The 25303-nt window shown below is 64.7% G+C and carries 29 protein-coding genes and 1 pseudogene; 10 read left to right on the top strand and 20 right to left on the bottom strand.

What is annotated here, in order from left to right:
* Positions 1-38: 38 nt before the first annotated feature.
* The 4 genes from LB541_RS20140 to LB541_RS20125 form a co-directional block, all read right to left on the bottom strand.
* A complete protein-coding gene (locus LB541_RS20140; RefSeq protein WP_140500009.1) occupies positions 39-398 on the bottom strand; it encodes an SPW repeat protein in 360 nt (119 codons plus the stop codon).
* Between the two features lie 209 nt (positions 399-607).
* Entirely contained in the window at positions 608-1030 is a 423-nt protein-coding gene (locus LB541_RS20135) for a VOC family protein (protein WP_140500011.1), read from the bottom strand.
* A 69-nt stretch (positions 1031-1099) separates the two neighbouring features.
* Positions 1100-2185: a D-alanine--D-alanine ligase family protein gene (locus tag LB541_RS20130; RefSeq protein ID WP_224619429.1), complete on the bottom strand. Its 1086-nt coding sequence runs from the start codon at positions 2183-2185 to the stop codon at positions 1100-1102.
* Positions 2186-2221: 36 nt separating this feature from the next.
* The gene (locus LB541_RS20125) at positions 2222-2839 is read right to left on the bottom strand and encodes a C39 family peptidase (protein WP_140500014.1); all 618 of its coding nucleotides are present in this window, start codon (positions 2837-2839) and stop codon (positions 2222-2224) included.
* A gap of 210 nt (positions 2840-3049) precedes the next feature.
* Here LB541_RS20125 and LB541_RS20120 point away from each other — a divergent pair, with 210 nt between their 5' ends.
* Positions 3050-3520: a nucleoside deaminase gene (locus LB541_RS20120; RefSeq protein ID WP_224619427.1), complete on the top strand. Its 471-nt coding sequence runs from the start codon at positions 3050-3052 to the stop codon at positions 3518-3520.
* Positions 3521-3653: 133 nt separating this feature from the next.
* Here LB541_RS20120 and LB541_RS20115 read toward each other — a convergent pair whose 3' ends face one another.
* The 6 genes and pseudogenes from LB541_RS20115 to LB541_RS20090 form a co-directional block, all read right to left on the bottom strand.
* Positions 3654-4202 carry a YbhB/YbcL family Raf kinase inhibitor-like protein gene (locus tag LB541_RS20115; RefSeq protein ID WP_140500017.1) on the bottom strand — a complete coding sequence of 183 codons (549 nt, stop codon included), beginning with the start codon at positions 4200-4202 and terminating at the stop codon, positions 3654-3656.
* 134 nt (positions 4203-4336) lie between these two features.
* On the bottom strand, positions 4337-5128 hold the full coding sequence (locus tag LB541_RS20110) for a hypothetical protein (protein ID WP_224619426.1): 792 nt from the start codon (positions 5126-5128) through the stop codon (positions 4337-4339).
* A 115-nt stretch (positions 5129-5243) separates the two neighbouring features.
* Positions 5244-5408: pseudogene (locus tag LB541_RS20105) on the bottom strand (PLP-dependent aminotransferase family protein); the annotation flags it as partial.
* A gap of 11 nt (positions 5409-5419) precedes the next feature.
* Positions 5420-5800 (bottom strand): ester cyclase, encoded by a 381-nt coding sequence (locus LB541_RS20100; protein WP_140500021.1) that lies wholly within the window; start codon positions 5798-5800, stop codon positions 5420-5422.
* A 110-nt stretch (positions 5801-5910) separates the two neighbouring features.
* On the bottom strand, positions 5911-7110 hold the full coding sequence (locus tag LB541_RS20095; protein ID WP_181167687.1) for a PLP-dependent aminotransferase family protein: 1200 nt from the start codon (positions 7108-7110) through the stop codon (positions 5911-5913).
* A gap of 148 nt (positions 7111-7258) precedes the next feature.
* Positions 7259-7711, bottom strand: coding sequence for a GNAT family N-acetyltransferase (locus LB541_RS20090; protein ID WP_140500024.1), 453 nt, complete (start codon positions 7709-7711; stop codon positions 7259-7261).
* A 236-nt stretch (positions 7712-7947) separates the two neighbouring features.
* Between LB541_RS20090 and LB541_RS20085 the strand changes: the two genes are divergently transcribed.
* On the top strand, positions 7948-8595 hold the full coding sequence (locus tag LB541_RS20085) for a DUF922 domain-containing Zn-dependent protease (RefSeq protein ID WP_140561090.1): 648 nt from the start codon (positions 7948-7950) through the stop codon (positions 8593-8595).
* Between the two features lie 16 nt (positions 8596-8611).
* On the opposite strand, the gene LB541_RS20080 is transcribed toward LB541_RS20085, so the two are convergent.
* The 3 genes from LB541_RS20080 to LB541_RS20070 all read right to left on the bottom strand — a co-directional run bounded on the left by LB541_RS20080 (position 8612) and on the right by LB541_RS20070 (position 11059).
* Positions 8612-9670, bottom strand: a complete 1059-nt coding sequence (locus LB541_RS20080; protein ID WP_224619425.1) for a Gfo/Idh/MocA family protein — start codon at positions 9668-9670, stop codon at positions 8612-8614.
* A 94-nt stretch (positions 9671-9764) separates the two neighbouring features.
* Positions 9765-10469 carry an SDR family oxidoreductase gene (locus LB541_RS20075; RefSeq protein ID WP_140557856.1) on the bottom strand — a complete coding sequence of 235 codons (705 nt, stop codon included), beginning with the start codon at positions 10467-10469 and terminating at the stop codon, positions 9765-9767.
* Between the two features lie 122 nt (positions 10470-10591).
* Positions 10592-11059, bottom strand: coding sequence for an Lrp/AsnC ligand binding domain-containing protein (locus LB541_RS20070; protein WP_224619424.1), 468 nt, complete (start codon positions 11057-11059; stop codon positions 10592-10594).
* 131 nt (positions 11060-11190) lie between these two features.
* Between LB541_RS20070 and LB541_RS20065 the strand changes: the two genes are divergently transcribed.
* Positions 11191-12186, top strand: a complete 996-nt coding sequence (locus LB541_RS20065; RefSeq protein ID WP_140516012.1) for an ornithine cyclodeaminase family protein — start codon at positions 11191-11193, stop codon at positions 12184-12186.
* 44 nt (positions 12187-12230) lie between these two features.
* Here LB541_RS20065 and LB541_RS20060 read toward each other — a convergent pair whose 3' ends face one another.
* Complete coding sequence (locus LB541_RS20060; RefSeq protein WP_140516014.1) at positions 12231-12848, bottom strand: helix-turn-helix domain-containing protein; 618 nt, start codon at positions 12846-12848, stop codon at positions 12231-12233.
* A 131-nt stretch (positions 12849-12979) separates the two neighbouring features.
* Between LB541_RS20060 and LB541_RS20055 the strand changes: the two genes are divergently transcribed.
* From LB541_RS20055 to LB541_RS20045, 3 genes are all read left to right on the top strand, one after another.
* Complete coding sequence (locus tag LB541_RS20055; RefSeq protein ID WP_140670987.1) at positions 12980-14113, top strand: NAD(P)/FAD-dependent oxidoreductase; 1134 nt, start codon at positions 12980-12982, stop codon at positions 14111-14113.
* Positions 14114-14163: 50 nt separating this feature from the next.
* Positions 14164-15768 carry an ABC transporter substrate-binding protein gene (locus tag LB541_RS20050; protein WP_140630677.1) on the top strand — a complete coding sequence of 535 codons (1605 nt, stop codon included), beginning with the start codon at positions 14164-14166 and terminating at the stop codon, positions 15766-15768.
* Between the two features lie 183 nt (positions 15769-15951).
* Positions 15952-17073, top strand: a complete 1122-nt coding sequence (locus LB541_RS20045; protein WP_140516020.1) for a serine hydrolase domain-containing protein — start codon at positions 15952-15954, stop codon at positions 17071-17073.
* On the opposite strand, the gene LB541_RS20040 is transcribed toward LB541_RS20045, so the two are convergent.
* A complete protein-coding gene (locus LB541_RS20040; RefSeq protein WP_140500038.1) occupies positions 17036-17590 on the bottom strand; it encodes a cytochrome b in 555 nt (184 codons plus the stop codon). The two genes, LB541_RS20045 and LB541_RS20040, sit on opposite strands and share 38 nt — an antisense overlap.
* A 148-nt stretch (positions 17591-17738) precedes the next feature.
* Entirely contained in the window at positions 17739-18455 is a 717-nt protein-coding gene (locus LB541_RS20035; protein ID WP_224619423.1) for a 3-keto-5-aminohexanoate cleavage protein, read from the bottom strand.
* A gap of 205 nt (positions 18456-18660) precedes the next feature.
* Between LB541_RS20035 and LB541_RS20030 the strand changes: the two genes are divergently transcribed.
* Positions 18661-18858: a hypothetical protein gene (locus tag LB541_RS20030; protein ID WP_181165267.1), complete on the top strand. Its 198-nt coding sequence runs from the start codon at positions 18661-18663 to the stop codon at positions 18856-18858.
* Between the two features lie 145 nt (positions 18859-19003).
* Here the strand turns inward: LB541_RS20030 and LB541_RS20025 are convergent, their stop codons facing one another.
* Positions 19004-21100 (bottom strand): EAL domain-containing protein, encoded by a 2097-nt coding sequence (locus tag LB541_RS20025; protein WP_224619422.1) that lies wholly within the window; start codon positions 21098-21100, stop codon positions 19004-19006.
* Positions 21101-21316: 216 nt separating this feature from the next.
* Between LB541_RS20025 and LB541_RS20020 the strand changes: the two genes are divergently transcribed.
* Both LB541_RS20020 and LB541_RS20015 read left to right on the top strand, forming a co-directional pair.
* The gene (locus LB541_RS20020) at positions 21317-21766 is read left to right on the top strand and encodes an ester cyclase (RefSeq protein ID WP_140516026.1); all 450 of its coding nucleotides are present in this window, start codon (positions 21317-21319) and stop codon (positions 21764-21766) included.
* A 243-nt stretch (positions 21767-22009) separates the two neighbouring features.
* Positions 22010-23101, top strand: coding sequence for a phosphatase PAP2 family protein (locus tag LB541_RS20015; protein WP_140817871.1), 1092 nt, complete (start codon positions 22010-22012; stop codon positions 23099-23101).
* Between the two features lie 55 nt (positions 23102-23156).
* On the opposite strand, the gene LB541_RS20010 is transcribed toward LB541_RS20015, so the two are convergent.
* Positions 23157-23693, bottom strand: a complete 537-nt coding sequence (locus LB541_RS20010; RefSeq protein WP_181167216.1) for a hypothetical protein — start codon at positions 23691-23693, stop codon at positions 23157-23159.
* 121 nt (positions 23694-23814) lie between these two features.
* Positions 23815-24141, bottom strand: a complete 327-nt coding sequence (locus LB541_RS20005; protein WP_140500048.1) for a DUF1330 domain-containing protein — start codon at positions 24139-24141, stop codon at positions 23815-23817.
* 177 nt (positions 24142-24318) lie between these two features.
* Here LB541_RS20005 and LB541_RS20000 point away from each other — a divergent pair, with 177 nt between their 5' ends.
* On the top strand, positions 24319-25011 hold the full coding sequence (locus LB541_RS20000; protein ID WP_140500050.1) for a winged helix-turn-helix transcriptional regulator: 693 nt from the start codon (positions 24319-24321) through the stop codon (positions 25009-25011).
* A gap of 87 nt (positions 25012-25098) precedes the next feature.
* On the opposite strand, the gene LB541_RS19995 is transcribed toward LB541_RS20000, so the two are convergent.
* Complete coding sequence (locus LB541_RS19995) at positions 25099-25284, bottom strand: transcriptional regulator (protein WP_140500052.1); 186 nt, start codon at positions 25282-25284, stop codon at positions 25099-25101.
* Positions 25285-25303: the final 19 nt, after the last annotated feature.

The raw sequence follows: 25303 nt of genomic DNA, 5'->3' as shown, positions 1-25303 counted from the left end.
GGCCCCGCTCGCGCGCCGGCCCCGTCCTTGGTCAGCGGTCACGCATGTGCGTGCGGGTGACGGACGTCCCAGACGGCCCAACCCGATACGGCAACCACCAGCACGCCGAGAATGACGTGGGTGGCCATCGCATTCGTGTTCGCCATGAATTTGAGCAGCCAGGGCGACACGATCAGCCAGAGCCCGAGAACGACACCTACCCATTCCTCCCACTCGGCGAAGGCGGCAAGCGCCGCCACGGCCACCGCGCCCAGCACGACGCCGACAATCCAGGCGTTCCATGCGGGAGCGGTTTCAGCAGCGAAGCCGATTATCCAGGGTGAGATGAACAGGCAGACGGCAAGGACCAGATTGAGCCAGTCCTGGCCTTTCTTTCCTTCCATGAGTGTATTTGCCATGACAACCTCCATAGATGAAGCTTGGCCAAAGCGTTGTATTCGCGTGCAAACGCACGCTTAATGGTTGATGTAACTATGCCTCACATGGCCTTCAAGGCCTGCCCCACGGACGGGTCGCCTCCGCGTGGATCGAGCTCCCTCCACCCGATTGGGATCAAGCCGGGACGGGCCACATCAAGGCAAAACCACCCGCCTCTTGTCGGCGCATTCTAGAACGTGATCTTCACCGAGGCGGCACTGCGGTTGGCCGCCCCGTGATGCACCGCTTCGATGTTGTTGCCGTCCGGGTCGAGAAGGAAAGCGGCGTAGTAGCCGGGGTGGTACCGGCGTTCACCCGGCCCGCCATTGTCCCTGCCGCCGCCGTCCAGCCCGGCCTTATAGAACGCATCGACCATGGCGCGGTCTTTCGCCTGGAATGCCAGGTGATGGCGACCGGTCAACTCTCCCCGAGCCGCGCGGCTGTCGGCGGTTGAAATGAAAAGCTCGTCGGCCCAGAAATAATCGGCGGCGCTGCCGCCGATCGGAATATCGAGCACTCGAAATACTGCTTCGTAAAAGCGGCGGCTGGCGGCGATGTCCCTGACCACCAGCTGGATATGATCGATGAGCCGGCCGCGATGCAGTTCTTCCATGCAAGCTCTCCTCTCGCCAAGGGCTCGAATCTAGCTTCGCATGATCCGGCGTCAATGCCCCGCCGAACGTCAGGACTTTCGCGCGGCATGCCGCGCCAGTGCGTGCTCGATCAGCACGTCGATGACCTGGCTGTAGCCGATGCCGATCGCCGCCAGCGCCTTGGCATACATCGAGATGTCGGTGAAGCCGGGCAGCGTGTTGACCTCGTTGACCAGCAGCGAGCCGTCAGCCCGCAGGAAGAGGTCGACGCGGGCCATCGCCTCGCAGCCGAGCGCCTGGAAAGCTTGTGCCGCCATCTCCCTTGCCTGGTCGGCGACCGCGGACGGGACATCGGCGGGCACGTTCACCACGGCGCCGTCGGCGTCGAGATATTTGGCTTCATAGGTGTAGAAGCCGTGCTTGCCGGCCGGAATGATTTCGCCGGGCAGCGATACGGTCAGCGTTCCTTCGGCCCGCTCCAGCACCGAGCATTCGATCTCGCGGCCGTCGACGAACTCTTCGATCAGGACCTTGCCGTCGTAGCGGAAAGCCGTCTCGACGGCCCGTTCGAAGCCGTCCCGGTCGTTCACCTTGCTGACGCCGAACGACGAGCCCTGGCGCGCCGGCTTGGCGAAGAAAGGCAGGCCGAGCGCGCCGGCGATCTCCTGGAACGGCCCGACATCGTTTCGATGCACGGTGACGGAACGGGCAACCGGCAGCCCGGCCTCGCGCAGCAGCCGCTTGGCGACATCCTTGTCCATGGCGGCGGCCGAGGCGAGAATGCCGCAGCCGACATAGGCGACGTCGGCGACCTCGGCATAGCCCTGCACCGAGCCGTCCTCGCCGAAAGGACCGTGCAGCACGGGAAAGACGACGTCGACCGGCGGCAGGTCGGGCTGTGCTCCGCCGCCTGGTGCGGCCACCAGCCTGCCTCTACCACCGGGCAACAATGCGACCTCCACGCCGTCCTCAGACACCGGTGCCCCGGCTCTGTCGTCGCCAGCCTCGGAGGATGGTTGCAGCAGCCATCTTCCGTCCCTGGAAATGGCGATCGGGACCACCTCGTAAAGCGTCCGGTCGATGGCCTTCAGCACATTGGCGGCCGAAAGGCGCGATACGTCATGCTCGGCCGAACGTCCGCCATAGAGGACGGCGACCCTAATCTTGCTCTTCATTGAAAAAGCCTTGTCCTTCATCGAAATCCCACAAGATCAAATGCTGACGGCAATGCCGCGATTGGCAAAGAAGCGATCGAAATCGGCGGCCGCCAACACTGCGTTCGCCTGTGTGGCGCCGGTATGGCCGGACGGATTGTGAAAGCGAAAACCTTCATCCGATGCCGACATGACCAGCACCAGATGGCCGCCCTTGGACGGCGGCTCGCGCTCGGGCCAGCGGATCGAACTGCTGACCGAGGCGATGAAGAAGCGCGACTGCCCGAGGATCGCCGGAATATCCGATGTAGCGACACTGGTCATCACCTTCGCTTCCAGGCCGAATTCCGCCTTCACGAAGCTGACAAAGGGGGCGTAGATCAGGCCCTTGATCGATCGTTCGGTGACGACATAACCGCCATATCCGGTGCAGCGCCTGGCCAGTTCGATGGTCGGCACGATCTGGCCGCGCGCCGCCAGGATCATCTTGAGGCACGCCATGCCGCAGACATTGGCGGCCCACAGCGCGTATTCGTCGAGTGTGCGCGCGCCCGAGTTCTCCCACAGCGCATCGCGCCGCAGCGCCACCTCGGCGCCATCGGCAAGCACGGCCAAGGTCATGTCGGGCGTCTCCCACTGGCTGAAAAACGGCACGGTCCCAGGCGGTGGACTCATCAATTCCTCAAAACAGATCATTTCAATTTCGTATACAGGGATACGAGAGCGGAGAACAGTGCTTCAAACCTGATCAGGCGATGGTCCGCGCTCGGGTTTTGCCCGCCGGGCGAAGCTTGCCAATGCCCGCCGATCGGCGCACTCTCAGCCCTACGAAGCCGGTCGCCGGGTGTCGGTTCCTCCCCTCGCCCGTCGTGTTAGGATTGCGCAATGACCCGCGACCAGATGCTCGCCCACCTTCGCGCCGCCGACGCCGTCGCTCGCGAGGCGGTCGTGCACGGCCATCATCCGTTCGGCTGTGTGCTGGTCGGGCCGGACGATCGCGTGCTTATGCGCCAGGGAAATCTCGACACGGTGCGCCATGCCGAGACGGAGCTTGCCCGGCGCGCCGCGGCTGCCTACGAGCCGGATTTCCTCTGGTCCTGCACGCTGGTCTCGACCGGCGAACCCTGTGCGATGTGCGCCGGAACGCTCTACTGGGCCAATATCGGCCGCCTGGTCTACGGCTTCGAGGAGACGAAGCTCCTGGCGCTCACCGGCGATCACGCCGAGAATCCGACGATGAGCCTGCCCTCGCGCACAGTGCTCGCCTCGGGCCAGAAGAAGATCGAGGTCTTTGGCCCCTTCCCCGAGATCGAGGACGAGCTGATCGCGCCGCATCGCGATTTCTGGACGCGCTGACGCGCCGGCCGAGGCCGCGCGCAAAGCCGCCAGATGGCCACCGGAACGGAATTCAAACGATCTCTTGGAACGTGTTTGCCAACAGCGTCGTCAATGCGCTGGTGGCCCGGGCGACTGCCTGAACCGGTCATGCTTACCGCCCATAGGTGTACGTCACGCTGGTCTCGCCGAGCGCCTGGCTCTTCGCGGCCACTGCCACCATTTCCGGAGAGGGATTCTCCGGCGCGCGCAGCTTCGGCGCGCCGAGCGCATAGAGCGTGAAGACATAGTGATGCGTGCCGCTGCCGGGCGGCGGGCATGGCCCGAAATAGCCTGCGCGGCCGATGCCGCCCTTGCCGAGCACCGTACCCTTGGGCAAGCCTTTGCCGCGCTTCGAGCCCGCCCCTTCGGCCAAGCCCTTCGCGCTTGCCGGGATGTTCCAGGCCAGCCAGTGCCAAAAGCCCTTGCCGCCGCCGGCGTCGGGGTCGAACATGGTGAGCGCGTAGCTCTTGGTGCCTGCCGGCGGGTCCTTCCATCTCAAAGCGATCGATACGCTTTGCCCGCTGCAGCCGCCGGCCTTGTCGCCGAGATATTTTTCGGCCCATTTGCCGTTGGAAACCGACGGGCTTGAAATCTCGAAAGCCGCCGCCTGATTGGCGAGGCCGAACAGCACCAGCACGGCGAAACCGAGGCGCAAGCTCATGGCTTCCTCCACTTCCAGCCAAGATGCCGACAAGTTTAGCCGAAAAGCGGCCCGAAATTAGGCAATTTGGCGCGAAACTGCTGGTGGGAGCCGCGGGAATTGCTGGTCCCTGCAACAAAAGCTGCCGGACGGCGCTATTCCGCCGCGCTGCATTCTTCGGTCGGCTCAGCCGGACCGATCGCCGAGATCCAGAGCCGGTCAATGTCGGCTAGCTGCGCGCGGTCGATTTCGTCGAGATGGTTCCAGTACATGCCATCCTCGTAGAAATAGCCGAGCTCGCGCTCGATTTGCTCGGCCGCTTCGACCCTATGCTGATGGATGCCCGCACGCGCATCCATCTTCATGCCGGCGAGGCGCTCGGGGGACAGTACCCGCAATTCCTCGAAGGACAGCCTTGGGAAGACCAGGCGGCTTTGCGGCAGGTCCGACAGGTTGATGCAGAGCGTGCCGCGTCGCAGCGCATGAATGAGCAGGCGGGCGGATTTGGCCTCGAGGCTCTGCAGCGTGACATCGTCGCGCAGCGGGTCGGCGCGGCCGATGCCGTAGAAATGGGTGTCGCCGGCCGTGTCGTAGATCATGTCGCAGCCGAGGAAGGCGAGCACGTCCGGCCTCTGGCTGTGGACGGCCCAATAGGCCGCCGTCAGCGACATGGTGGCGCCGGCATAGACGAAGCCGCCGAAAGTATTCTGGGCCGGCACGTAATGCGCGGCGCTGAAGATCTCGGCCTGCCGCAGCGGTTCCAGAGGCGGCATCCGGTCGGACGGGAAATCGCCGGCATGCACCAGCACGTCCCAGTCGGGGCGCACGCGCCAGGCATTGTTGATGGCGACGATGCTGGCGAAGGTCTCCTTCGGCCAGGCGGCGCAGCGCACGACATCGGGCGCGCTGCCGAGAAGCAGCGTCACTCTGGGCGTTGCGGAGACCATGACATCCTCATTCGACCGGCAAAGGCACGCCCGCATTTACCGCACGCCTTGCCAGGCGCACAAGGGCTGCCGACAAGCCGGCCTGACGCCCCGGGGCCAGGAATCCGGTCGGTTGCTAGTTCCTCAGCAGCTTGGCCAATCTGGGAATGCCCTCGGTCACAGCGCGGCGGTCGGCCAAGGTGAAGGACAGCCGCAGCGTGTTGCGCCCGGTGCCATCGGCGAAGAAGGCGCTGCCGGGCACGAAGGCGACACGCGCTTCCTTCACCGAGCACGCCAGGAGAGGTTCGTGGTTCAAAGCTGGGCTTCGATGGCGGCCTTGTCGATGATGGACCACACGAGCCGGATCTTCGCGCCGCGAAATTCATAGAAGACGTTCTCGGCGAAGGACACTTTCCGGCCGTCTACGGCAAGCCCGAGGAAATTTCCCCTGGGCGTGCAGTCGAACATCAGGCGGCTCGCGACATGAGGCGGATCGCAGACCAGCAGCCGGATATCGAAACGAAGATCCGGAATGTCGTCGAAATCCTTCTCCAGCATCGCACGGTAGCCGGAGAGACCGATCCGCCTGCCATTGTGGGACACGTCATCGTCGACGAACTGCCCGAGGTTCGGCCAGTCCTGCCGGTTGAGGCAGGCAATGTAGTCGCGGTAGATACCGGAAAGGTCGGTCATGGCGCATGAACCCGCGTTCGTGGACACAAGGCTATTTTGCACCAGCAACAAGTCAGGGCAACCCGGGTTTGTTCGCCGCTGGGGCGATGCGCCGTCGTCTGGCCGGCGCCTTAAGCCTTGAGCAGCGCCGCCAGCCGCGGAATGCCCTCGCTCACCGCGCGCCGGTCAGCGAGCGTGAAGGACAGCCGCAGCGTGTTGCGCCCGGTGCCATCGGCGAAGAAGGCGCTGCCGGGCACGAAGGCGACACGCGCCTCCTTCACCGAGCGCGCCAGGAGCGTGGTGGCGTCAGCGCCTTCCGGCAGCGTCACCCAGACGAACATGCCGCCTTCCGGGCGGCTCCAGGTCACGCCTTCCGGCATGTTGGCCGCGAGCGCGCCGAGCAGGCCGTCGCGGCGTTCGCGATAGGCGCCGATCAGCTTTTCGACCTGGGCCTCGAACACCGCTTCGGCCGCCCGGTGCATCACCATCTGGTTGATCGACGGGCTGTGCAGGTCGGAAGCCTGCTTCATCAGCACCAGCTTCTCCACCACGTGACGCGGCGCGCAGACCCAGCCGACGCGCATGCCCGGCGACAGGATCTTCGAGAACGAGCCGCAATAGAGCGTGCGCGCCTTGTCGATGCCGCCGGATCGGGCGCAGTCCAGCGCCAGGATCGGCGGCACGCTTTCGCCATCATAGCGCAGCGCCCGGTAGGCGGCGTCCTCGACGATTGCGATGTCGAGCTCGCCGGCAAGGTCGAGCACCGCCTCGCGCTGCTGCCTGTCCAGCGTGTTGCCGGTCGGGTTGGCGAAATCCGGCACCAGATAGGCGAACTTGACCCGGCCGCCATTCGCCGCCGCCGCCGCGCGATAGGCATCCGGCGTCATGTTACCGCCTTCCGGCCGCAGCCGGTCGTAGCGCGGTTCATAGGCGTTGAAGGCTTGCAGCGCGCCGAGATAGGTCGGCCACGTCACCAGTGCGGTGTCGCCGGGCGACAGCAGCAGCTTGCCGATATAATCGAGCGCCTGCTGCGAGCCCGAAGTGATGAAGATGTTGGCTTCCTCGCAGGCGACGCCGAGCTTGCCCATCTGCCCGGCGATCCATCGCCGCAGCGGCAGATAGCCCTCGCTCACCTGGTACTGAAGCGCGGCCCCCGCCTCGCCGCCGCCGAGCACGTCGGCATAGGCGTCGCGGATCGCCTCGGCCGGAAACAGCGCCGGATCGGGAATGCCGCCTGCGAAGGAGATGATGTCCGGCTGGTCGAGCAGCTTCAGCAGCTCGCGGATTTCCGAGGCCTTCATGCGCGACGAGCGCGACGCCAACAGGTTCATAAGGGTCAAGCACGCCTCCCCGGACGCATCGAATATAGGTCAACTTAGCTGACCTATATCTGGTCTCGCCGCAAATTGAATAGGGCCTGCTAGCCTTCCCGCATGCGCCAGCCGCCCGCCTTAGCGGAAAGCGACGGCCCCGCCTGCGCTACAAGGTCTTCTTGTAGCCGAGATGGGTGCCGGTGAAGCCGAGGCTTTCATAGAAGCGGTGCGCGTCCGCTCTGGTCTTGTCGGTGGTGAGCTGGACGAGGCCGCAACCGCGCGCCCGGCATTGATCAACAGCCCATTCGATCATCAGCCTGCCTATGCCTTCGGAACGGCGGTGCCCGGCGACCCGCACCGCCTCGATCTGACCGCGCCAGGCGCCCTTCCGCGACAGCCCGGCAAGGAAGCTGATCTGCAAGGTGCCGACCACGTCGGCGCCATCGACCGCCACCGCCAGCAACTGGTTGGGGTCGGCATCGATGGCGTTGAAGGCATCGACATAGCCCTGCGCCAGCGGCAGCGAGGCATCCTCTCTGGCCGCGCCAAGCGGATCGTCCGCCAGCATGGCCACGAGGGCAGGCAGGTCGGAGGCCAGGGCCTTGCGGAAGGTGATCATGAGCACGACTTACGGCGACGCGCCGGCGCCGGCAAGGCCGTTGGTTTGGAAGCCTCACCCTATCTTCGTCATCCTAGGGTCTGCGCCGCGTCGCTTCGCTCCTTGCTCCGCCCTAGGATGACGAACCGAGGGAACTTCTTCAACCCCATACCCATCCTGGTCTTGCCGCACGGCGCCAGCGCCTCCCTCCAACACATTTGCAGCACCCGCCGGCAGCATATAGGAAAAGCCACAAGATGGCATTGGCGTCGGCGCCGGTCCTGGTTTCGCGGAGAGCGGTGTTGAGAGCGTGTGTTCGTCTGTGCCTGTCGCTGGTCGCGGTGCTCGCCTTGCCGCTTGCCGCCCATGCACAATGGAAGCCCGTCGAGACGGTCGAGCCCTACGCCATTTCAGGCCGGACCGGACAGGAGCTCTACCGGTCGATCGGCGAGAACGGACCGCTGATCCGCGGCGCCAAAACGCGCACCATCGCCTACACCAATTTCAAGCTGACCTGGACCAGGGACTACCAGAACAAGGGCGGCGATTGCGTCCTGGCATCGGCCAGGCCGAAGCTGATCATCACCTATGCCTTGCCGAAGCCGTCAGGCTCCCTGCCGCCGGCCGTGCAGAAGAGCTGGGACAGCTTCATCGCCGGCGTCGCCGCCCATGAGAAAGTGCATGGCGCCGATATCATCGCCATGGTGCGCAAGATCGAGGCGGCGACCGTCGGCCTCAGCGTTGCCGACGATCCCAAATGCGCCAAGATCCGGACCGAGATGACCAGGCGCCTCTCCGAATTGTCGCAGGCGCAGCGGCGGGCAAGCCGCGATTTCGACCGCGTCGAATTCGGCAATGGCGGCAATTTGCAAAAACTGGTTTTTGGCCTCGTGACCGGTCCCTGAGAGGAAGGCGCCACCCTCACCGCGTCTGCGCGCTCGCCGCGAGCTCCGCCCGCTTCTCGTCCGACACCACGGCCAGATCCAGCACCTTCTGCAGTTCGGCGGCGTGGCGGAAGGACGGTTCGGCCTGCACGCCGGTCCGCACCGCGTCGGCGAAACGCTGGTAGTTGGTGGCCACCGTGCCGGCGTCGAGCTCTTCCCATATCCCGTCGTCGACATTTTCGCCGAGGCAAGCCTTGAGCGACGAGCCGTCGAGATTGTGCACCACTTCGAGACCGCCTCGATCGCCATAGATGCGCAGGCGCAATTCGTTGAGATGGCCGGTCGCCCAGCGGCTGGCATGCACCACGCCGAAGGCGCCGTTGGAGAAATCCACCGTCATGGCGAAACTGTCATTGGCGTCGAGCCCGTAGTCGCCGATGCGGTTGCCCGGCGCCTTGTCGAAGGAACGCAGCCGGCAGAACACATGATCGATGCCGAGGGCCGCGCCATAGCTGGCGAAATCGAGGATGTGGATGCCGACATCGCCAAGCACGCCGTTGGAGCCGTGGCCGCGCGACAGCCGCCAGAGCCATTTCGGGTCGCTGCGCCAGTCGCCCCAGAATTTCGACACCAGCCAGCTCTGCAGATAGGACGCCTCGACATGCCGGACCGTGCCGATCTCGCCGGCCTGCACCATCCGGCGGGCTTTCTGCAGCGCAGCGACATTGCGGTAGGTGAGGTTCACCATGTTGACGATGCCGGCTTTCTCGGCGGCCTCGGCCATCTCGATCGCCTTGCCGAAATTCTCGGCCAGCGGCTTCTCGCACAGCACCGGCTTGCCGGCGGCGATCAGTTTCATGGTGGTCGGGTGGTGGATGCGGTCCGGCGTGACATTGGCCACGGCGTCGAAGGCGCCCCATTGCAGCGCCTCCTCCAGCACGGTGAAGCGGTTGGGGATGTTGAAGCCGTCGGCGAATTCGCCGACGCGCGCCGGATCGAGGTCGACGGCCCCGACAATGTCGACGCCATCGATGGCGCTGAATTGCCGTGCATGTTCCTGCGCCATCCAGCCGGTGCCAAGTATCAGAAGCCGCATTTTTCCTCCTTGGTGCGAGATGTCGTCGCGCCAGGCGGGATGCCGGATCCCCTCCGCGACGCGGGTCGGACAGGCCTTCCCTCCCGGACCCGCCTCAAATAGCGCGAATGATCCCGCCGTCGACGCGGATGTTCTGGCCGGTGATGTAGCCGGCGCCTTCCGAAGCCAGGAAGGCGATGGTCGCGGCGATCTCTTCCGACGTGCCGTAGCGCTGCATGGGCACGGAGTCGCGGCGTTCTTCCGTCGCCGGCAGGCTGTCGATCCAGCCGGGCAGCACATTGTTCATGCGCACATTGTCCGCTGCATAAGTGTTGGCGAATATCTTGGTATAGGCGGCAAGGCCGGCGCGGAACACGGCCGAGGTCGGGAACATCGGGCTCGGCTCCACCACCCAGGCGGTCGAGATGTTGATGATGGCGCCGGCCTTCTGCTTGACCATCTGCGGCGCCACGATGCGCACCGGCCGGATGACGTTGAGCAGGTAGACGTCCATGCCGGCGTGCCACTGTTCGTCCGTGATCTCCAGGATCGGCGCGCGCGGCCCGTGGCCGCCGCTGTTGACCAGAACGTCGATGCGGCCATAGTGCTCCAGCGTCAGGTCCGCGAGGCGCCGCAGATCCTCGTTCGACTGGTTGGAACCGGTGACACCGATGCCGCCCAGTTCCTTGGCCAGCGCCTCGCCCTTGCCGGACGAAGACAGGATGGCGACCTTGAACCCGTCCGCCGCCAGCCGCTTGGCCGCTGCCGCCCCCATGCCGCTGCCGCCCGCCACGATGACAGCCACTTTTTCTGAACTCATTGGGTTTTCCTTCTCGGGTTGGCGGGAATTTCGTCTCAGCGGTCATATAGCCGGTTTCGTCGGCCGCTTCGAACCAGAAAGGCTGAACCGACCTGCAGAAAATGCGAACATGTCACTCGACTTCAAGGAGCGACGGGCAGCAAAGCATCCGGCTTCACATTGGCGATCGAGGCGTAGGTGTGCGTTTCCCGAACGCCGGGCAGCGGCAGGATGACACGCTGCAGAAAATCCTGGAACGTCGCCATGTCGGCGATCCGTGCCTTGACCAGATAGTCGAAGCCACCAACCACCATGTGGCACTCGATGATCTCGGGCGCCCGCAGCACCGCTTCGGCGAAGCGGTCGAAGACATGCGGCGCCGTGTGGTCGAGCCGCACCTCGATGAAGACGAGCTGTGCCTGCCCGATCCTGGCCGGATCGAGAACGGCTCGCACCGCGCGGATGAAACCTTCGGCGAACAGCCGCTTGACGCGCTGCGCAGCTCCCGTCGGCGACAGGCCGACGCGGCGGGCCAGATCGAGCGTCGTGCGGCGGCCATCCTCCTGCAACAAGCGCAGCAGCGAGCGGTCGATGCGGTCGAGATCGTCCATTTCAGGATTCACACTTTCGAACGGGAGCAAACGCGATAATCACGCCGAAATAGCCAAAACAGCATATTTCATCACGCCCATGGATCGCAATACCGTTGCCGTGCACTCCAGCCACCAACGAAAGCGTATCCATGACGACAGCCCTATCGATCTCCCGCAGCGCCCAGGCCAAGGGCGACACACCGGTGCTCGTCCTGAGCGAGGCCGAGGTGAAGACATGCGTCGATCTTCGCCAGCTTCTCAACGCGCTGGCCAGCGGCTTCAAGGCGCTGTCCGGCGGCAAAGTCGTCAATCCGGCCCGGCCGCAGCTCGACATTCCGCAGGCCGGCTATTCGCTGGCGATGCCCGCCTGGATGGCGGGCATGCACCTGACGGTGAAGATCGTCAACGTGTTCGAGGGCAATATCGCCGACGGCATCCCAAGCCACCTTGCCACCATCCATCTGTTCGACCCTGCGACGGGCATGCCGGTCTGTGTCATGGACGGCACCTACATCACCGCCGTGCGCACTTCCGGCTCAGCCGTGCTTTCGGTGCGCGAACTCGCCCGCCCCGACGCAAGGATCGCGACCGTGGTCGGCGCCGGTGTGCAGGCCGGCCAACATCTCAATCTCCTGCCGCTGGTGCGCGACTTCGCCGAGATCCGCGTGGTCTCGAAGGAATTCGCCGATGCGCAAGCGCTTGCCGCCCGGCATGTCGGCGTCGTCGCCGTCGACGATCTCGAGGCCGCGATACGCTCGTCGGATGTCGTCTGCCTGGCAACGCACTCCTACGAGCCGGTGATCTCGGCCGACTGGGTGCGGCCCGGCACCCATGTCTCGTCGGTCGGCGTCGCTCCGCCCGGCGGCGAACTGCCTGTTTCGCTTATCGGTAGGGGCAGTCTGTTCGTCGAGACGGCCGATGCCTTCGCCCCTACTCCGGTCGGCTCTTGCGAACTTGACGGCCTCGATCCGCAAACCGGAACCGAACTCGGCGAGATGCTGCTGGGGCTCAGGCCAGGGCGGGTCAGCGCCGAACAGATCACCATCTACAAGGCCATGGGTGTGGCCATGGAGGACATGGTGGCAGCCGACCTCGCCTATCGCGAGGCGGTGCGGCAGGGATTGGGGCAAACCGTTTCGTTATAGCGAGGAGTGAGAAGGTCGTGCAGCTTTGCCCCGGCCTTTCCGCCCTATCCTTCCACCGTCTCCAGCACGCTGAGCAGCGTGCCTTCCATGTCGGGCTCGTCGCCGGAGCAGACGCACAGCATTTCGGCGTCGCCGTCGCCCACAGAGAGGTAGGCGTGGCCCATGGTGGAATCGATATAGACGCTCTCGCCCTGTTTCAGCCGCACCGGCGCGTACTGGTCGGTGTGCAGCTCGATCTCGCCCTTGAGCACGATCAAAAATTCCTCGCCGGCATGTTTCGTCAGCGGCCCGAACTCCTCGGGCGTGCGGGCGCGCGCATAGGCGTGGATCGGCACCATGCGCTTGCGCACCAGGTCGGTGGCCAGGTACCGGTAGTCGTAATTGCGGGTCAGTTGGCGCAGTGTGTTGGACGGTGACGTCACGGAGCGGCGGGTGCGCGCCGCCGGCTGCTTGCGGTCGCCGCTGAGCAGTTCCGTTACATGGATGCCGAGCCCTTCGCAGATCTGCAGCAGCTTGTCGTAACTCAGCGACATCTGGTCGTTCTCGACCTTGGACAGCGTCGACACCGCGACACCGGTGAGCCTGCTCACCTCCTGGAGGGTCCAGCCATGCGTCTTCCTCAAGCCGCGCAGGCAATCACCCAGCTTCGGTTGCTCCGACATATCAGCTCCATGCCGCGGGATCGCGCCGCTCCATCCTAGGTAATTGAACTTCCCGCCGTCATCAACAACGCCAACAATTTTCTTATACGCTAAATATTGACTGGATAAGAAATTATTTTTACGACTGAACGATGCAGTCGAATTCACTCCCGAAAATCGTCGTCATCGGCGGCGGCATTGCCGGCCTCTCGCTTGCCGCCGAGGTGGCGGACTGGGCCGACGTCACCCTCATCGAGCGCGAGAGCCAGCCGGGCTATCATGCCAGCGGCCGCTCGGCCGCCCTGTTCACCGAGACTTATGGCAACCGCCTGGTGCGCGCGCTGACGCTGGCGAGCCGCCGGGCGATCTTCGACGGCGGCTTCGTCGCGCATCAACGTGGCGCGCTGCATGTCGGCCGCGCCGATGACGGCGCGGCCGTCGACCGGCTGGCCGGCGAATTGCAGGCCATGGTGCCGAGCGTACGCCGCCTCTCCGCCGCTGAGCTGCATGCGCTGGTTCCCGTCATCGATCCGCAAACCACATGCGGCGGTGTCCATGAACCGGGTGCGGTGGACGTCGATACCGGCAAGATGCTTGCGGCCTGCGCTTCGGCACTGAAGGCCAGGGGCGGCATCATGCGCACGAGCGAAGAGGTGCGCGCGATCGCGCGCGCCGGCAATGGCCTGCGCGTCGCCACCAGTGCCGGCGCCTATCCCGCCGACATCGTCGTCAACGCCGCCGGCGCCTGGGTCGATGTCGTGGCCGGCCTGGCGGGGCTCACCGGCCTCGGCTTCCAGCCCAAGCGGCGCACCGCCTTCCTGTTCGACCCGCCCGCGGGCGCCGACATTGCCGGCTGGCCGCTGGTGGTCGATCTGCACGAACAATTCTACTTCAAGCCAGACGCCGGCAGGCTGATCGGCTCGCTGGCCGACGAAACCGATTCCGAGCCTTGCGACGCCTGGCCGGAAGACATCGACGTCGCCATTGCCGTCGACCGGATCGAGCAGGCGACGTCCATATGCATCGGCCGCCCGTCCACGCCCTGGGCCGGCCTGCGCACCTTCGCGCCCGACCGCACGCCGGTCGCCGGCTTCGACCCGCGCCTGCCCGGCTTCTTCTGGCTCGGCGGCCAGGGCGGCTACGGTTTCCAGGTGTCGCTGACATTGGCGCGGCTCGGCTCGGCGCTGATGCGCGGCCAACCCTTGCCCGACGATGTCACCGCGCTTGGCGTCACCGCCGCGGCGCTGGCGCCCGACCGCTTCCTGGCCCCGGCGGCGACGCCATGAATTTCATGCCCTTCCCTCAACCAGAAAAAGTGTCATCAGGAGCGTTTGCGATGAAATCCACCGTTCTGCGCACAGTGCTTGGCTCGACCCTTCTGGCCTCGTCCGTCCTTCTCGGCGGGCAGGCTCATGCCAAGACGCTCGTCTATTGCTCGGAGGCCAATCCCGAGACCTTCAACCCGGCGATCGGCATCGCCGACTCCACCATGGATGCCGCCGCCAAGACGATCTTCAACCGGCTGGTGGAGTTCAAGCCGGGCACGACCGAAGTCGGACCGGCGCTGGCCGAGAGCTGGGATGTCTCGCCGGACGGCAAGACCTACACATTCCACCTGCGCCAAGGCGTGAAATTCCAGTCGAACGAGCATTTCACGCCGACGCGCGAGTTCAACGCGGACGACGTCCTTTACACGTTCAACCGCCAGCGCGACGCCAACAATCCCTACCACAAGCTCGGCGGCGGCTCTTACGAATACTTCAACGCGCTGGGCATGGGCACGCTGATCGACAAAATAGACAAGGTCGACGATTACACCGTGCGCTTCACGCTGACGGCCCCCAACGTCACCTTCCTGGCCGGGCTGGCGCTCGACTACCTCTCGATCTTGTCGCTGGAGCAGACCGAAAAGATGGTGGCCGCCGGCACGCCGGAGCTAATCGACAGCCAGCCGGTCGGGACCGGCCCGTTCATGCTCGAGGCCTATGTGCCCGACAGCCAGGTGCGCTATGCCGCCAACAAGGATTACTGGCGCGGCGCGCCGAAGATCGACACGCTGGTCTTCGCCGTCACGCCCGAGCCGACCACCCGCGTCGAGCGCCTCAAGGCCAATGAATGCCAGGTGGCGGCCCCGCCTCCGCCCAGTGCCGTCGCCGAATTGCGCGCCGATCCAGACATTACGGTCCTCGACCTCAAGGGCCAGAATATCGGCATCCTCGGCTTCAACGTCGAACATCAGCCGCTGGGCGATGTCCGCGTGCGCACCGCGCTTGCCAAGGCCGTCGATCGCAAGGCAATCGTCGATGCCGTCTATGCCGGCGCCGGCACGGTTGCCGGCAGCGTCGTGCCGCCGGCGCAGCTCGGCGCCGTTACCGATGCCGGCATCGACTACGATCCCGACGGCGCGAAGAAACTGCTGAAGGAAGCAGGCCACGAAAGCGGCCTCAAGATCAGCCTGTGGGCGATGCCGGTGTCGCGCCCCTACAACCCCAACGCCAAGCGCATGGCCGAGATGATCCAGGCCGACTGGGCGAAGGTCGGCGTGCAGTCCGAGATCGTCAGCTTCGAATGGGGCGAATATCTCAAGCGCACCGCAGCGGGCGAGCAGGACGCTTTCCTGCTCGGCGGCAGCAGCGACAATGGCGATCCCGACAACATGCTGAGCTATCTCCTGTCCTGCGACGGCGTGAAGGGTGGCTCGAACCGCTCGCGCTGGTGCGACAAGGATTTCGAGAAGCTGCTGGATGAAGGCCGCGTCGCCGCCGACCCGAAAGAACGCGCCGCGATCTACGCGAAGGCGCAGGCAATCCTGAAGGCCGAGGTGCCGGTGGCGCCGATCGCCCATTCGCTGGTGGCGATCCCGATCCGCAAGAGCGTGCTCAACTACATCCTCGACCCCTTCGGCCGACAGAATTTCGCCGCGGTCGATGTGGCTGAGTGAGGGCAGGCGCTCCCTGTCCTTCCCCCATATGGGGGAAGGTGGATCGGCGCGCAGCGCCGAGACGGATGAGGGGTGTTCCAGCGGAATGAGACGTTGGTGTTCCCTGGAGCACCCCTCATCCGACCTCGCTTCGCGAGGCCACCTTCTCCCACAGGGGGAGAAGGAAAAAAGAAAGCGATATCAATGCCGAAAGACCTGACCTCCCTCCTCAACAGCTACCTCGCCGACGGCGCGGTGGGTGCCTCGCTGGCCTATTCGACAGGCGCCGCGCCAATCGCCCTCACCGCGGGCCTAGCCGATCGCGCACATGGCACATCAGTCACACCGGACCAGCTGTTCAAGATCGGCAGCTGCACCAAGACCTTCGTCGCCGCCGCCCTGGTCAAGCTCGCCGAGACCGGCAAGCTCGAGCTCGGCGCGCCGATCTCCTCCTGGTTCCCGGATCTGCCGGGCGCAGGGAATATTTCGGTGCGCCAGCTGATCAACCATCGCAGCGGCCTGCCGGAATTCGAATATTACATACCGATGGATCCGGGCCGGCAATGGACGCCGCAGCAGCTGGTCGACATCGCCTTCGCCTCCGACAAACAGAAGGCACCGGGCGGACCCGCTGTCTACAACAACACCGGCTATGTGTTGGCCGGCATGGTGATCGAGGCCGTCACCGGCCAGTCCCTCGGCGCCTACGTCAGAAGCGCGGTCCTGCGGCCGCTCGCCCTGGAAAACACCTGGTCGCCAGCCACCGAAGCATTCCCGGAAAGGTCGATGGTGCGCGGCTACTACCACCGGCCGCCGCTGGCGCCGGGCGCACCGACAGACATCGCTTCCGGCGGCGAGATGTGGCGCATGGACGGCGTGCTGCCCTACTCCGACGAATTGCAGGATTCTTCCGATTCCTTCCCATTCGGCGCCGCCTATGGCTGCGGCGACATGGTGTCGACGCCGTCCGACATGGTGAGCTTCATGCGCAGCCTGTTCTCCGGCAAGCTCTTGTCGCCGCCTTTCTTCGCCGAGATGTTCGAACGCCGCGTGCCGGCGAGCTTCCCGGGCACCCGCATGCGCGAGACCGGCGCCGGCATGTTCCAGAGCGCCTATGCCGACCGCGCCTTCTACGGCCATCAGGGCAGCATTCCGGGCTATGTCGCGGTCATGCTGCATGATCCGGCGACCGGTCTTACCATCGCCATGACCAGCAATGTCGGCTCCGGCAACCGCCTGTCCTTCCAGGCCAGCGGCCTGCATCCCGTGGTGGATCAGGCGATCCGGATCATTCTGGAGCAGCCAAGCCGGGCAGCATCTGGCTGAGCACGCGATCTCGCAGAAGAACGTGGTGGAAGACGGCCGCCGCGGCGTGCAGGCCGGCCAGCCACATGAGGATGTCGCCAAGCGTGCCGTGTATTTCCGCCAGCGAAGCGCCGACGTCCCATGGGGCGAAAAGCGGACCGATCGGACCGAAGCCGTACACCGTGACCGGATGGCCGCCAAACCATGCGCCGAGCATGGCGGTCACCGGCACAGCGAACATCAACGCGTAGAGCGCCCAATGTACCGCCTTCGACCCGACATACATCCAGGCGGGCATGGACGGAGCATCGGGAATGCGATCGAACAGCCGCCAGGCCAGGCGGATCACCAGCAGCCAGAAAACCGCGAAGCCGAGCGATTCATGAAGCAGCAGCATCGAGGCCCTGGGCGCTGAATAAACGCGCGTAGGAGGGCCGCCTGCCGAGACCAGGAAGGCGATGAGCACGAGCAGTGCCGTCAACCAGTGGAATGCCTGGGCAAGGCTTCCGTAGCGAGTTGTGGTACCGGACAGTGACATGCAGGAACTCCGCGGCAGTTGCACAAGGCTCCCCGCGCCAGGCCGAATTTGCCTTTATTTAGCTGCGCCTCGAGTGAGAACGATTTATGGCGGAGCAGGTCGGGTCGGCTTGTCGCACCGGCTGCACAGCCAAGGCGCTTGAGACCCTTCAGGTTTTCGACCAAAACACCGCCGCCGCCGCAACGATCTCCGCATTGTCCTGCGCCACCTTTCCATCGGGAAGCGTCCTGCCGTCTTCCAGTCCGACCCGCGTCGACCAGCGCCTTCGACGCGCGAGCTCCACGAACGGCCAGACCGTGGCATCGGCGCCGTGCAGCAGGATCGGCCGCCGCACCCCGGCCCGGTCCAGCACGGCGGCGATGCCGTGCGCCTCGGCGAGTGCGGCGGGCAATTCCTGTATGTCGATCTCGATCAGGATGCGCAGCACCCGGCCGTGATCGGCAAGACTGACGAACCGCTGGGCATCTTCCGTTGTGGCAAGGCCGGCCTCGATGCCGACGCCGCGCTGGCGCAAAAGCTCCATCACGCCGGGCGCGTCGGCCTCCGAAAGATTGACCGAGGCATAGTCGGGCAGTTCGCGCCAGCCGGCGATCGCCGCGCGGGTGCGCTCGACGTCATTCTCGATCCAGGCGCCTGTCGACACGCCGATCAGCGTGCCGGGACAGGCCCGGCGCACCGCCAGCACGGTCGCGTCCACGGCGGCCAGGCTCTCGCGCCCGTCCGCGCCGCGCGGATGGATGTGCAGCTCGGCCGCGCCCGTGGCGACGCAGGCGGCCGCATCGCTCGCCATCGCCTGCGCCGTCAGCGGCAATTTCGGATGAAAATCGCGCGGTCGTGCGCCATTGATGCAGGCCTGGACGATCATGGCTGCCATCCTCGGACAAGGGAGTAGCATTCTAGCCGCGTGGCAAGGCATGGCAAAGGGGTTGGGCGTTGTCTCTCCTGACAGCCACCGCCTCGCCCTTCTTGCCGGAATCCCCCGGCATTTGAATAAAATCCGCCTGTGGATATTTACCCTGTGTTCCGCCAGACCGGCCAAGATATATTAGGGCGAGGTAATGGAGGGATCATTGACCAGCGATTTTTCAGCCGCCCGGGTGCATCTCGAACGCGCCTATCACTATTTGCGCGGCGATGACGAGACAAGCCGCTCGGCATGCGAAGCCCTCGACCTGCTGATCGAAGCGGTCGCGGAGGCGCAGCACAGGCGATCGGAGGCAGAGGTGTTGGAGTTTCCGCGATCGGCACGGTTCGCCGACCGCCAGTGATCGTTCCGCCGCGCCCGGCCGACCGCCCGGAGCCGTTCCAGGGGCCGTGCTTAACAGCTCTTCGGGATTGCCTAATACAGCTCTTCGGGATTGCCTAATGGAGTGTTGGAGTGGCTCGGCGATTCTGGCGGGCGGCTTGCCCGCTTCAGGCGCGCCGCCTGTCGGGCGTTCCGGCCGTCGCGCGCGAAACGATCGCCTCCAGCGGCTCGGGACGATGCAGAAAGAAGCCCTGACCGTAGGCGACCCCCATGTCCTGGAGCATGGCCAGCGTATCGTGCCGTTCGATCTTTTCGCCCACCACGGCGAAGTCGAGGCTCCTGGCAATGCCGGTCATCGCCAGCACGATCTCGCGGTCGAAGCGGCTGTCGGTGATATGTTCGATGAACGAGCCGTCGATCTTGATCGCATCGACGGGAAAGCGCCTGAGATACTCGAACGAGCTCATGCCGGCGCCGAAATCGTCGAGGCTGACCCGGCAGCGTCGCTCACGCGCCTTGCGCACGAAGTCCTCCGCGGCATCGAAATTGGTGACGGCCGCGGTTTCGGTGATCTCGAATCCGATGCCGGAATGCGGCGCACCGGTTTCCTCGATGGTGTTGTCGACGAAATCCCACAGCCCCGGATCGCTCAATGTCTGAGCCGACAGGTTGAAGCCCAGCGTCAGCGCCCCGGCAAGCAGCGCCGGTCCGTGCCGCAACAGCGCCGTGCGAATGATCCAGCGGTCGAGTTTCGAGGCGATACCGAAACGCTCGGCCACCGGGATGAATTCGCCCGGCGGCACCAGCCGCCCGTTGCGCGCGGCGAGCCTCGCCAGCACTTCGACGTGCCGGCACTCTTGCCATGGCTTTCCCAGGAGATGGATTTCCTGGCCGAACAGTTTCAGCCGCCCGTCGTCCATGGCATCGACGGTGTCGGCTGCGATGCGCGCCGCATTGAGGCCGGCGGCTCCCGATCGCGCCGCGGCCGAAAACACCGCGAAGCGGTTGCGCCCCGCCGCCTTGGCCGCGTAGCAGGCGTCGTCGGCGCAAGCCAGCGCATCGGCCACGGTGGTCGTGGCGTCATCGATGAAGGCGATGCCGATCGAGGCCGCCAGTCGGCGCGATGACGCGGCCGGACCGAGATCGGCCTCGCGCACCGCCCCAAGCACGGCCCCGGCGATCCGCTCGGCCTGCACCGCGTCGCAATGCGGCACCAGCAGCGCGAACTCGTCACCGCCCAGGCGCGCCGCATGCGCCGACGACGGCAGGCAGCCGCGTATGCCCCCCGCGACGCTCTTCAGCGCCAGATCGCCGGCGGCATGCCCGGCGAAATCATTGAGCGCCTTGAAGTAATCGAGATCGACATAGAACACCGCCAGCGGCGCCCCCACCGCAATATGCTCGCCAAGCAGCCTGTCGAAGGCGGCGCGGTTCCACAGGCCGGTCAGCGCGTCGTGGCGGGCGGCATAGGCCAGTTCCTGTTCGCGCAGCTTGTCCTCGGTGATGTCGCGCACCGTGCCGAGGATCTGGCCGGCGGCACCGGCGGCGGCGACGAAACGCACCAGCGATTCGACATGACGGATATCGCCGTCGCGCCTGATGATGCGATATTGCGCGGCAATGACGCCGTCGGTTTCCAGCGGCGCCCTGTGGGCGCGTTCGGCCGCCTGCTTGTCGTCGGGATGCAGGTAGCTGTGCCACAGGTCGGCCGTCACCTCGTCGGTAACGGCGACAAGGCCGAATATTTCCCTGGTGCGGAAATCCCAATAGCTTTTGTTGCTGGCGATGTCGTAGTGCCAGATGCCGGTGCCGCTGGCCGCGAGCGCCAGGCGGAAGCGGATGTTGACCTGTTCCAGCGCGGCCTCTGCCGCCTTCTGTTTCGAAATATCGGTCTGCACGCCCATCAGCCGGATCGGCTGGCCGTCGCCGTCGCGTTCGACGATGCCGCCGCGGTCGAGCACCCAGACCCAGTGGCCTTGCTTGTGCCGGAGCCTGAGCTCGGTCTCGATGGTGTCGGTCAGGCCGGCGATGTGACGGTCGCCGCTGGCCAGCGCCTGCTCGCGATCGTCGGGATGGGTAAGCCGCAGCCAGAGGTCGCTGCTGTTGGCGAGCTCGTCCTCGTCATAGCCCAGCATCCGCGCCCAGGTGGCGGAATAGAAACACTCGCCTGTCCGAAGGTCCCAGTCCCAGACGCCAAGTTGGGCGCGCTCCAGGGCCTTCTCCCAGAACGTTCCATCACGGCTTTTCTTGTCCTGACCCGCCATCTTCCGTTTCGTCCAACCCCGCCGGGGACAATCTGCGGCAAAACCAGAGAAGAAAGCGTTACCACGCCGGTGCCTCCGCCGCGTTCCTCGCTTGCGGTCCCGACTTTCGATTGGCGGGCAAGAAGCGGAGTTTGCCCGCCCGGCGATCCTCCTAGTGTTTGCGCGGGGTCGCCGCCCGCCCTGGCGATCTCGTGCAAACACAAGAGGACTTTTCCCATGACCAAACAGGAAGACAACAAGGCCGTCGTCGTTAGATGGTTCACTGATTTCTGGGGTGAAACCTGCGATCTTTCCGTCGTCGACGCCATCGCCGCGCCCGACATGCTCCTCAAATATTCGCTGCATGAACCGCGCCGCGGCCGCGAGGACATCAAGGCCTTCATGACCGATTTCCGCGCTGCCTTCCCGGACCTCAACTTCTGGGCCACCGCCGACCTCATCGCCGAAGGCGACTATGTCGTCGGCCAGTGGGAAGGCGGCGGCACCCATGCCGGTCCGGCCTTCAGCGATTTCCTCGTCGGTTCGCTGCCCGCCGCCACCGGCCGCACCATGCGCTTCACCGGCACCACGGTGCTGAAGGTGATCGAGGGCAGGATCGTCGAGGAGATCGGCCTCGACGACGGCGTCGCGGCGTTGACCCAGCTCGGCCTGATCAAGGCGGCTTGAATGAGAGGGACCATCGCCGTCCAGGCAGTGGTCCCTCTCGATTGCACGTGCGTGACGAAAGGCCTCTTGGCAGCAACCCAACACAGGGCCAGCACCGCCATCGTCCTCAGCCCGTATTTGAATACAATACTACACTATTGAGTATTACATTGGAAACCAGACACCATTACGGGTGCAACAAGATATTAATACGTTGCCGCCAGAACATTCATGACAAGTTCGAAAGCTGGCGGGACCTCCCTGATGAGTGGTTACACCGGAACACAGGGCGGCGATCTCCGATCGGTTTCCACTGTTGATCTTGGCGTGGCGACAACCAGAAGCAGCTGGCTGCTGACGGGCCTGTGCCTGGTCTGCGTCGCGACGGCGCTTTGCCTGCGGCCTGAGCGATATCTTCTGCTGTCCATAAAGTACTTCGGGACATTCCTCGGCTTGCTGCCGGTGCTGCTGGTGGTTGGCCTCGGGTTAACGGCATTGGTGTATGGCGGGCCCAGGCCGACAAGATTCATGGTGCACATACTCAAGGAACGCGGGCCGGCGGCCGCGCGGGTCGTCTTGCTATTCTTTCTCGGCATCATCGCTTTCACGACATTCAGGATCACCATACCGGAGATCGTGCCTTACTATGCCGATCCCATGCTGGCCGACCTCGATCGTTGGCTGCACGGCGTCGATCCTTGGGTATGGACGCACGGCATCGTTTCAGAGCCCGCCTCCATGCTGGTTTTCAAGGCCTATATGTCCTGGTGGTTCATGCAATGGCTTGGCGTCGTGCTCTTCGTCGCCTTCTGGAACAGTCCCGCCCGGCGCATCCGCTATCTCTGGGCGTTCGCGCTCACCATGATGTTGTGTGGCACCGTTCTTCCAATCATGCTGTCATCCAGCGGGCCGATATTCTACGACCGGTTCTATGGCGGCAGCCGATTTGCCGGGGTGCTCGCAGCGCTGATGGCAGACCCGTATGCCTTGCCGGTGCGGTTCGCCGCCAGCTATCTGCTCGATGCACACGACAGCGGCAGCTCCGCGCTGGGCAGCGGCATCACGGCGATGCCAAGCATGCATGTCGCCATCGTCACGCTCAATGCCTTCTTCCTCACCGGCTTTGGTCGCCGCTGGGCCGTTGCAGGCTGGTCGTTCGCCGCACTCATCCTGTTCGGCTCGGTCTATACCGGCTGGCACTATGCCGTGGACGGCTACCTATCGATCATCGTGGTCTCTCTGCTCTGGTACCTGACCGGACGCTTCGTTCTACCGGCATCGGGGCAGCAGGCTTCCGACGTGGCCCAACAGTCTTCCGATACGGGATCGGCGGCCCCCAATCCCGCGCCGCGATAACGGGCCGGAGCGGACAGCGTCGAGCCAGGCGGCCTTCACCGCCTGGCTTCATTGCTTACTGGCTGGGCGCCACCGCGTGTTCGCACGACACTTTCGGGTTCATGTCGGCGAAGGTGCCGGTCGGGTTGCCCTTCCAGGCCCAGACATGCAGCTCGTAGAATTCGCCCAGGCCGTAGCGGTTGGGCGCACTGTTGAAGTTGAACAATTGGCCGTCCAGTGACGCCGGCCCCTTGGCGGTGATGTATTCGACCGCCACCAGCTTCAGTGTGCCGTCGGCCATCGGCTCGTACATCACGGCCTCGGGACGGGCAATGTCGATCTTGTCGTCCTTCAGGTACTGGCCGTTGACATAGTGAATGCCCATCGCGCCGCCGGTGATGCCGCTGGCGCAGGGAATGGGCGCATAGCCTTCGTCCGTGGCGACCTTGACGTCGAGGAACCGGCCGTTCGCCGCCCGCACCTTACCGGCCAGTGGATTCGCGCCGGATGTAAATGCGACCTCGTCCTGATGGGCCTGGGCGAAAGTGGCGCAGACGGCCAGCATGGCCCCCGCCATGAGAAGCCCGTTGTGGAATTTGCGTATCATGTTCATTCCATTCTTCTTGAAAAGGCCCAGCGCGCCGGCCGCCGGAAATACGGAGGCGCGGCAGGCAAGCGCCGTGATTGTCGTTGCTCGGAGAGCCCGAAAGCGATGCGACGGATGGAGGAAAGCTTCATCCCTTCGGCAGATACGGGATCGTCCCCGCCAGGTCTGTGTTGTCGATCATCTGGAAGCGGCTGTCGCTACCGTCCTGACGGGCCGAGACGAAGGGCGCGTAGGCCGGATCGTTGGCGAAGGCGCGCGCCGCCGCTTCCGACGGGAATGCCATCAGCGCGATCAGAGTGGTGTCGAGCGGCTTGCCTTCAAGCGTCTTCACATTGCCGCTGCGCGACAGATACTTGCCGCCATGCTTGTGGACGAGGTCGTGCACCGATGCGGCGTAGGCCGGCATCCACTGCGGGTTCTTCACCTTGATGTCTGCGATTACGTAGGTGGTCATGGTCTTCTCCCTGTTACGGCGCACAGGGGAGATCCCCGCGGCCGGTCAAAGGGCTCGCATGGCAGGGCCGGCGCCGGCCAGTCCGCGATCTGTACCGGGCCGGTACAGTTTCCGTACTGGCCGCTTCCTTCATGAAGGCCTAATGTTCAGCCCAGTTTCGAGGGAGGACGTCGGATCATGGCCCAGCACGGATACAAGCAGTTCTGCCCGCTATCGATGGCCGCCGAGGTGCTGTGCACCCGCTGGACGATGGTGCTGATGCGCGAATTGGTGGCGGGTTCGACCCGTTTCAACGACCTGCGCCGCGGCGTTCCCAAAATGTCGCCCAGCCTTCTGTCGCAACGGCTGAAAGAGCTCGAGCTCGCCGGGATCGTCGAGCGCAAGGAGGTGCCGGGCGAGAAGGGCATCTCCGAATACCGGCTGACGGAGGCCGGCCGGGATTTGCGCCCCGTCGTCGAGGCGATGGGCTTTTGGGGACAGAAATGGGTCGAGTCCCGGCTGTCCCTCAAGAACCTCGATCCGTCGCTGCTGATGTGGGACATGCGGCGCAATCTGAACCCCTCGCCGCTGCCCGACGGGCGCACCGTGATACAATTCCTGTACCAGGAGCTGCCGGCGTCCAAACGGTCGTGGTGGCTGATCGTCGAAAAGCATGGCGAGGTCGATCTGTGCTGGTACGATCCGGGCTTCGATATCGACCTCTACGTCTCGACCGACCTGCACACGATGACGGCGATCTGGATGGGATTGATCACCGTCGAGAAGGCCGGCGCGAAGGTCGCCTTGACCGGAGATCAGCACATCGCAAGGAAGATGCAGACCTGGCTCGGCCTCAGCCCGTTCGCGGTCGAGCCCAAACGGGCGGCGTAGAAACGAGGGCTCGGGGAACAGCGATCGGGCACCGGGAGCGGCGGCTTTCGCCTTTCGCGACAGGTTGAATGTGTGAGTGAATAACCTTCAACGGGATGTGGGTGCTTCGATAGGGTAGTGCTTATCCTCATAAGCGTCGATCAAGGTCGCGAGAACATCAAACCGGTAATCGCCAAGAGAGCCGATTTCCGGCTCGTTCTCGAAATATTGGATGATTTCGGCAATCGCCCGATCGTAATCGGCCTCGGTCTTAAGGGGTCGAATGTTTTCCATCACACCTTCTCCGGATCAA

It is taken from the genome of Mesorhizobium sp. BR1-1-15 (assembly GCF_020165475.1).
Lineage (GTDB): Bacteria > Pseudomonadota > Alphaproteobacteria > Rhizobiales > Rhizobiaceae > Mesorhizobium.
The sequence above is the reverse complement of the archived record's forward strand: the minus strand, read 5'-3'. Positions and strand labels throughout refer to the sequence as shown.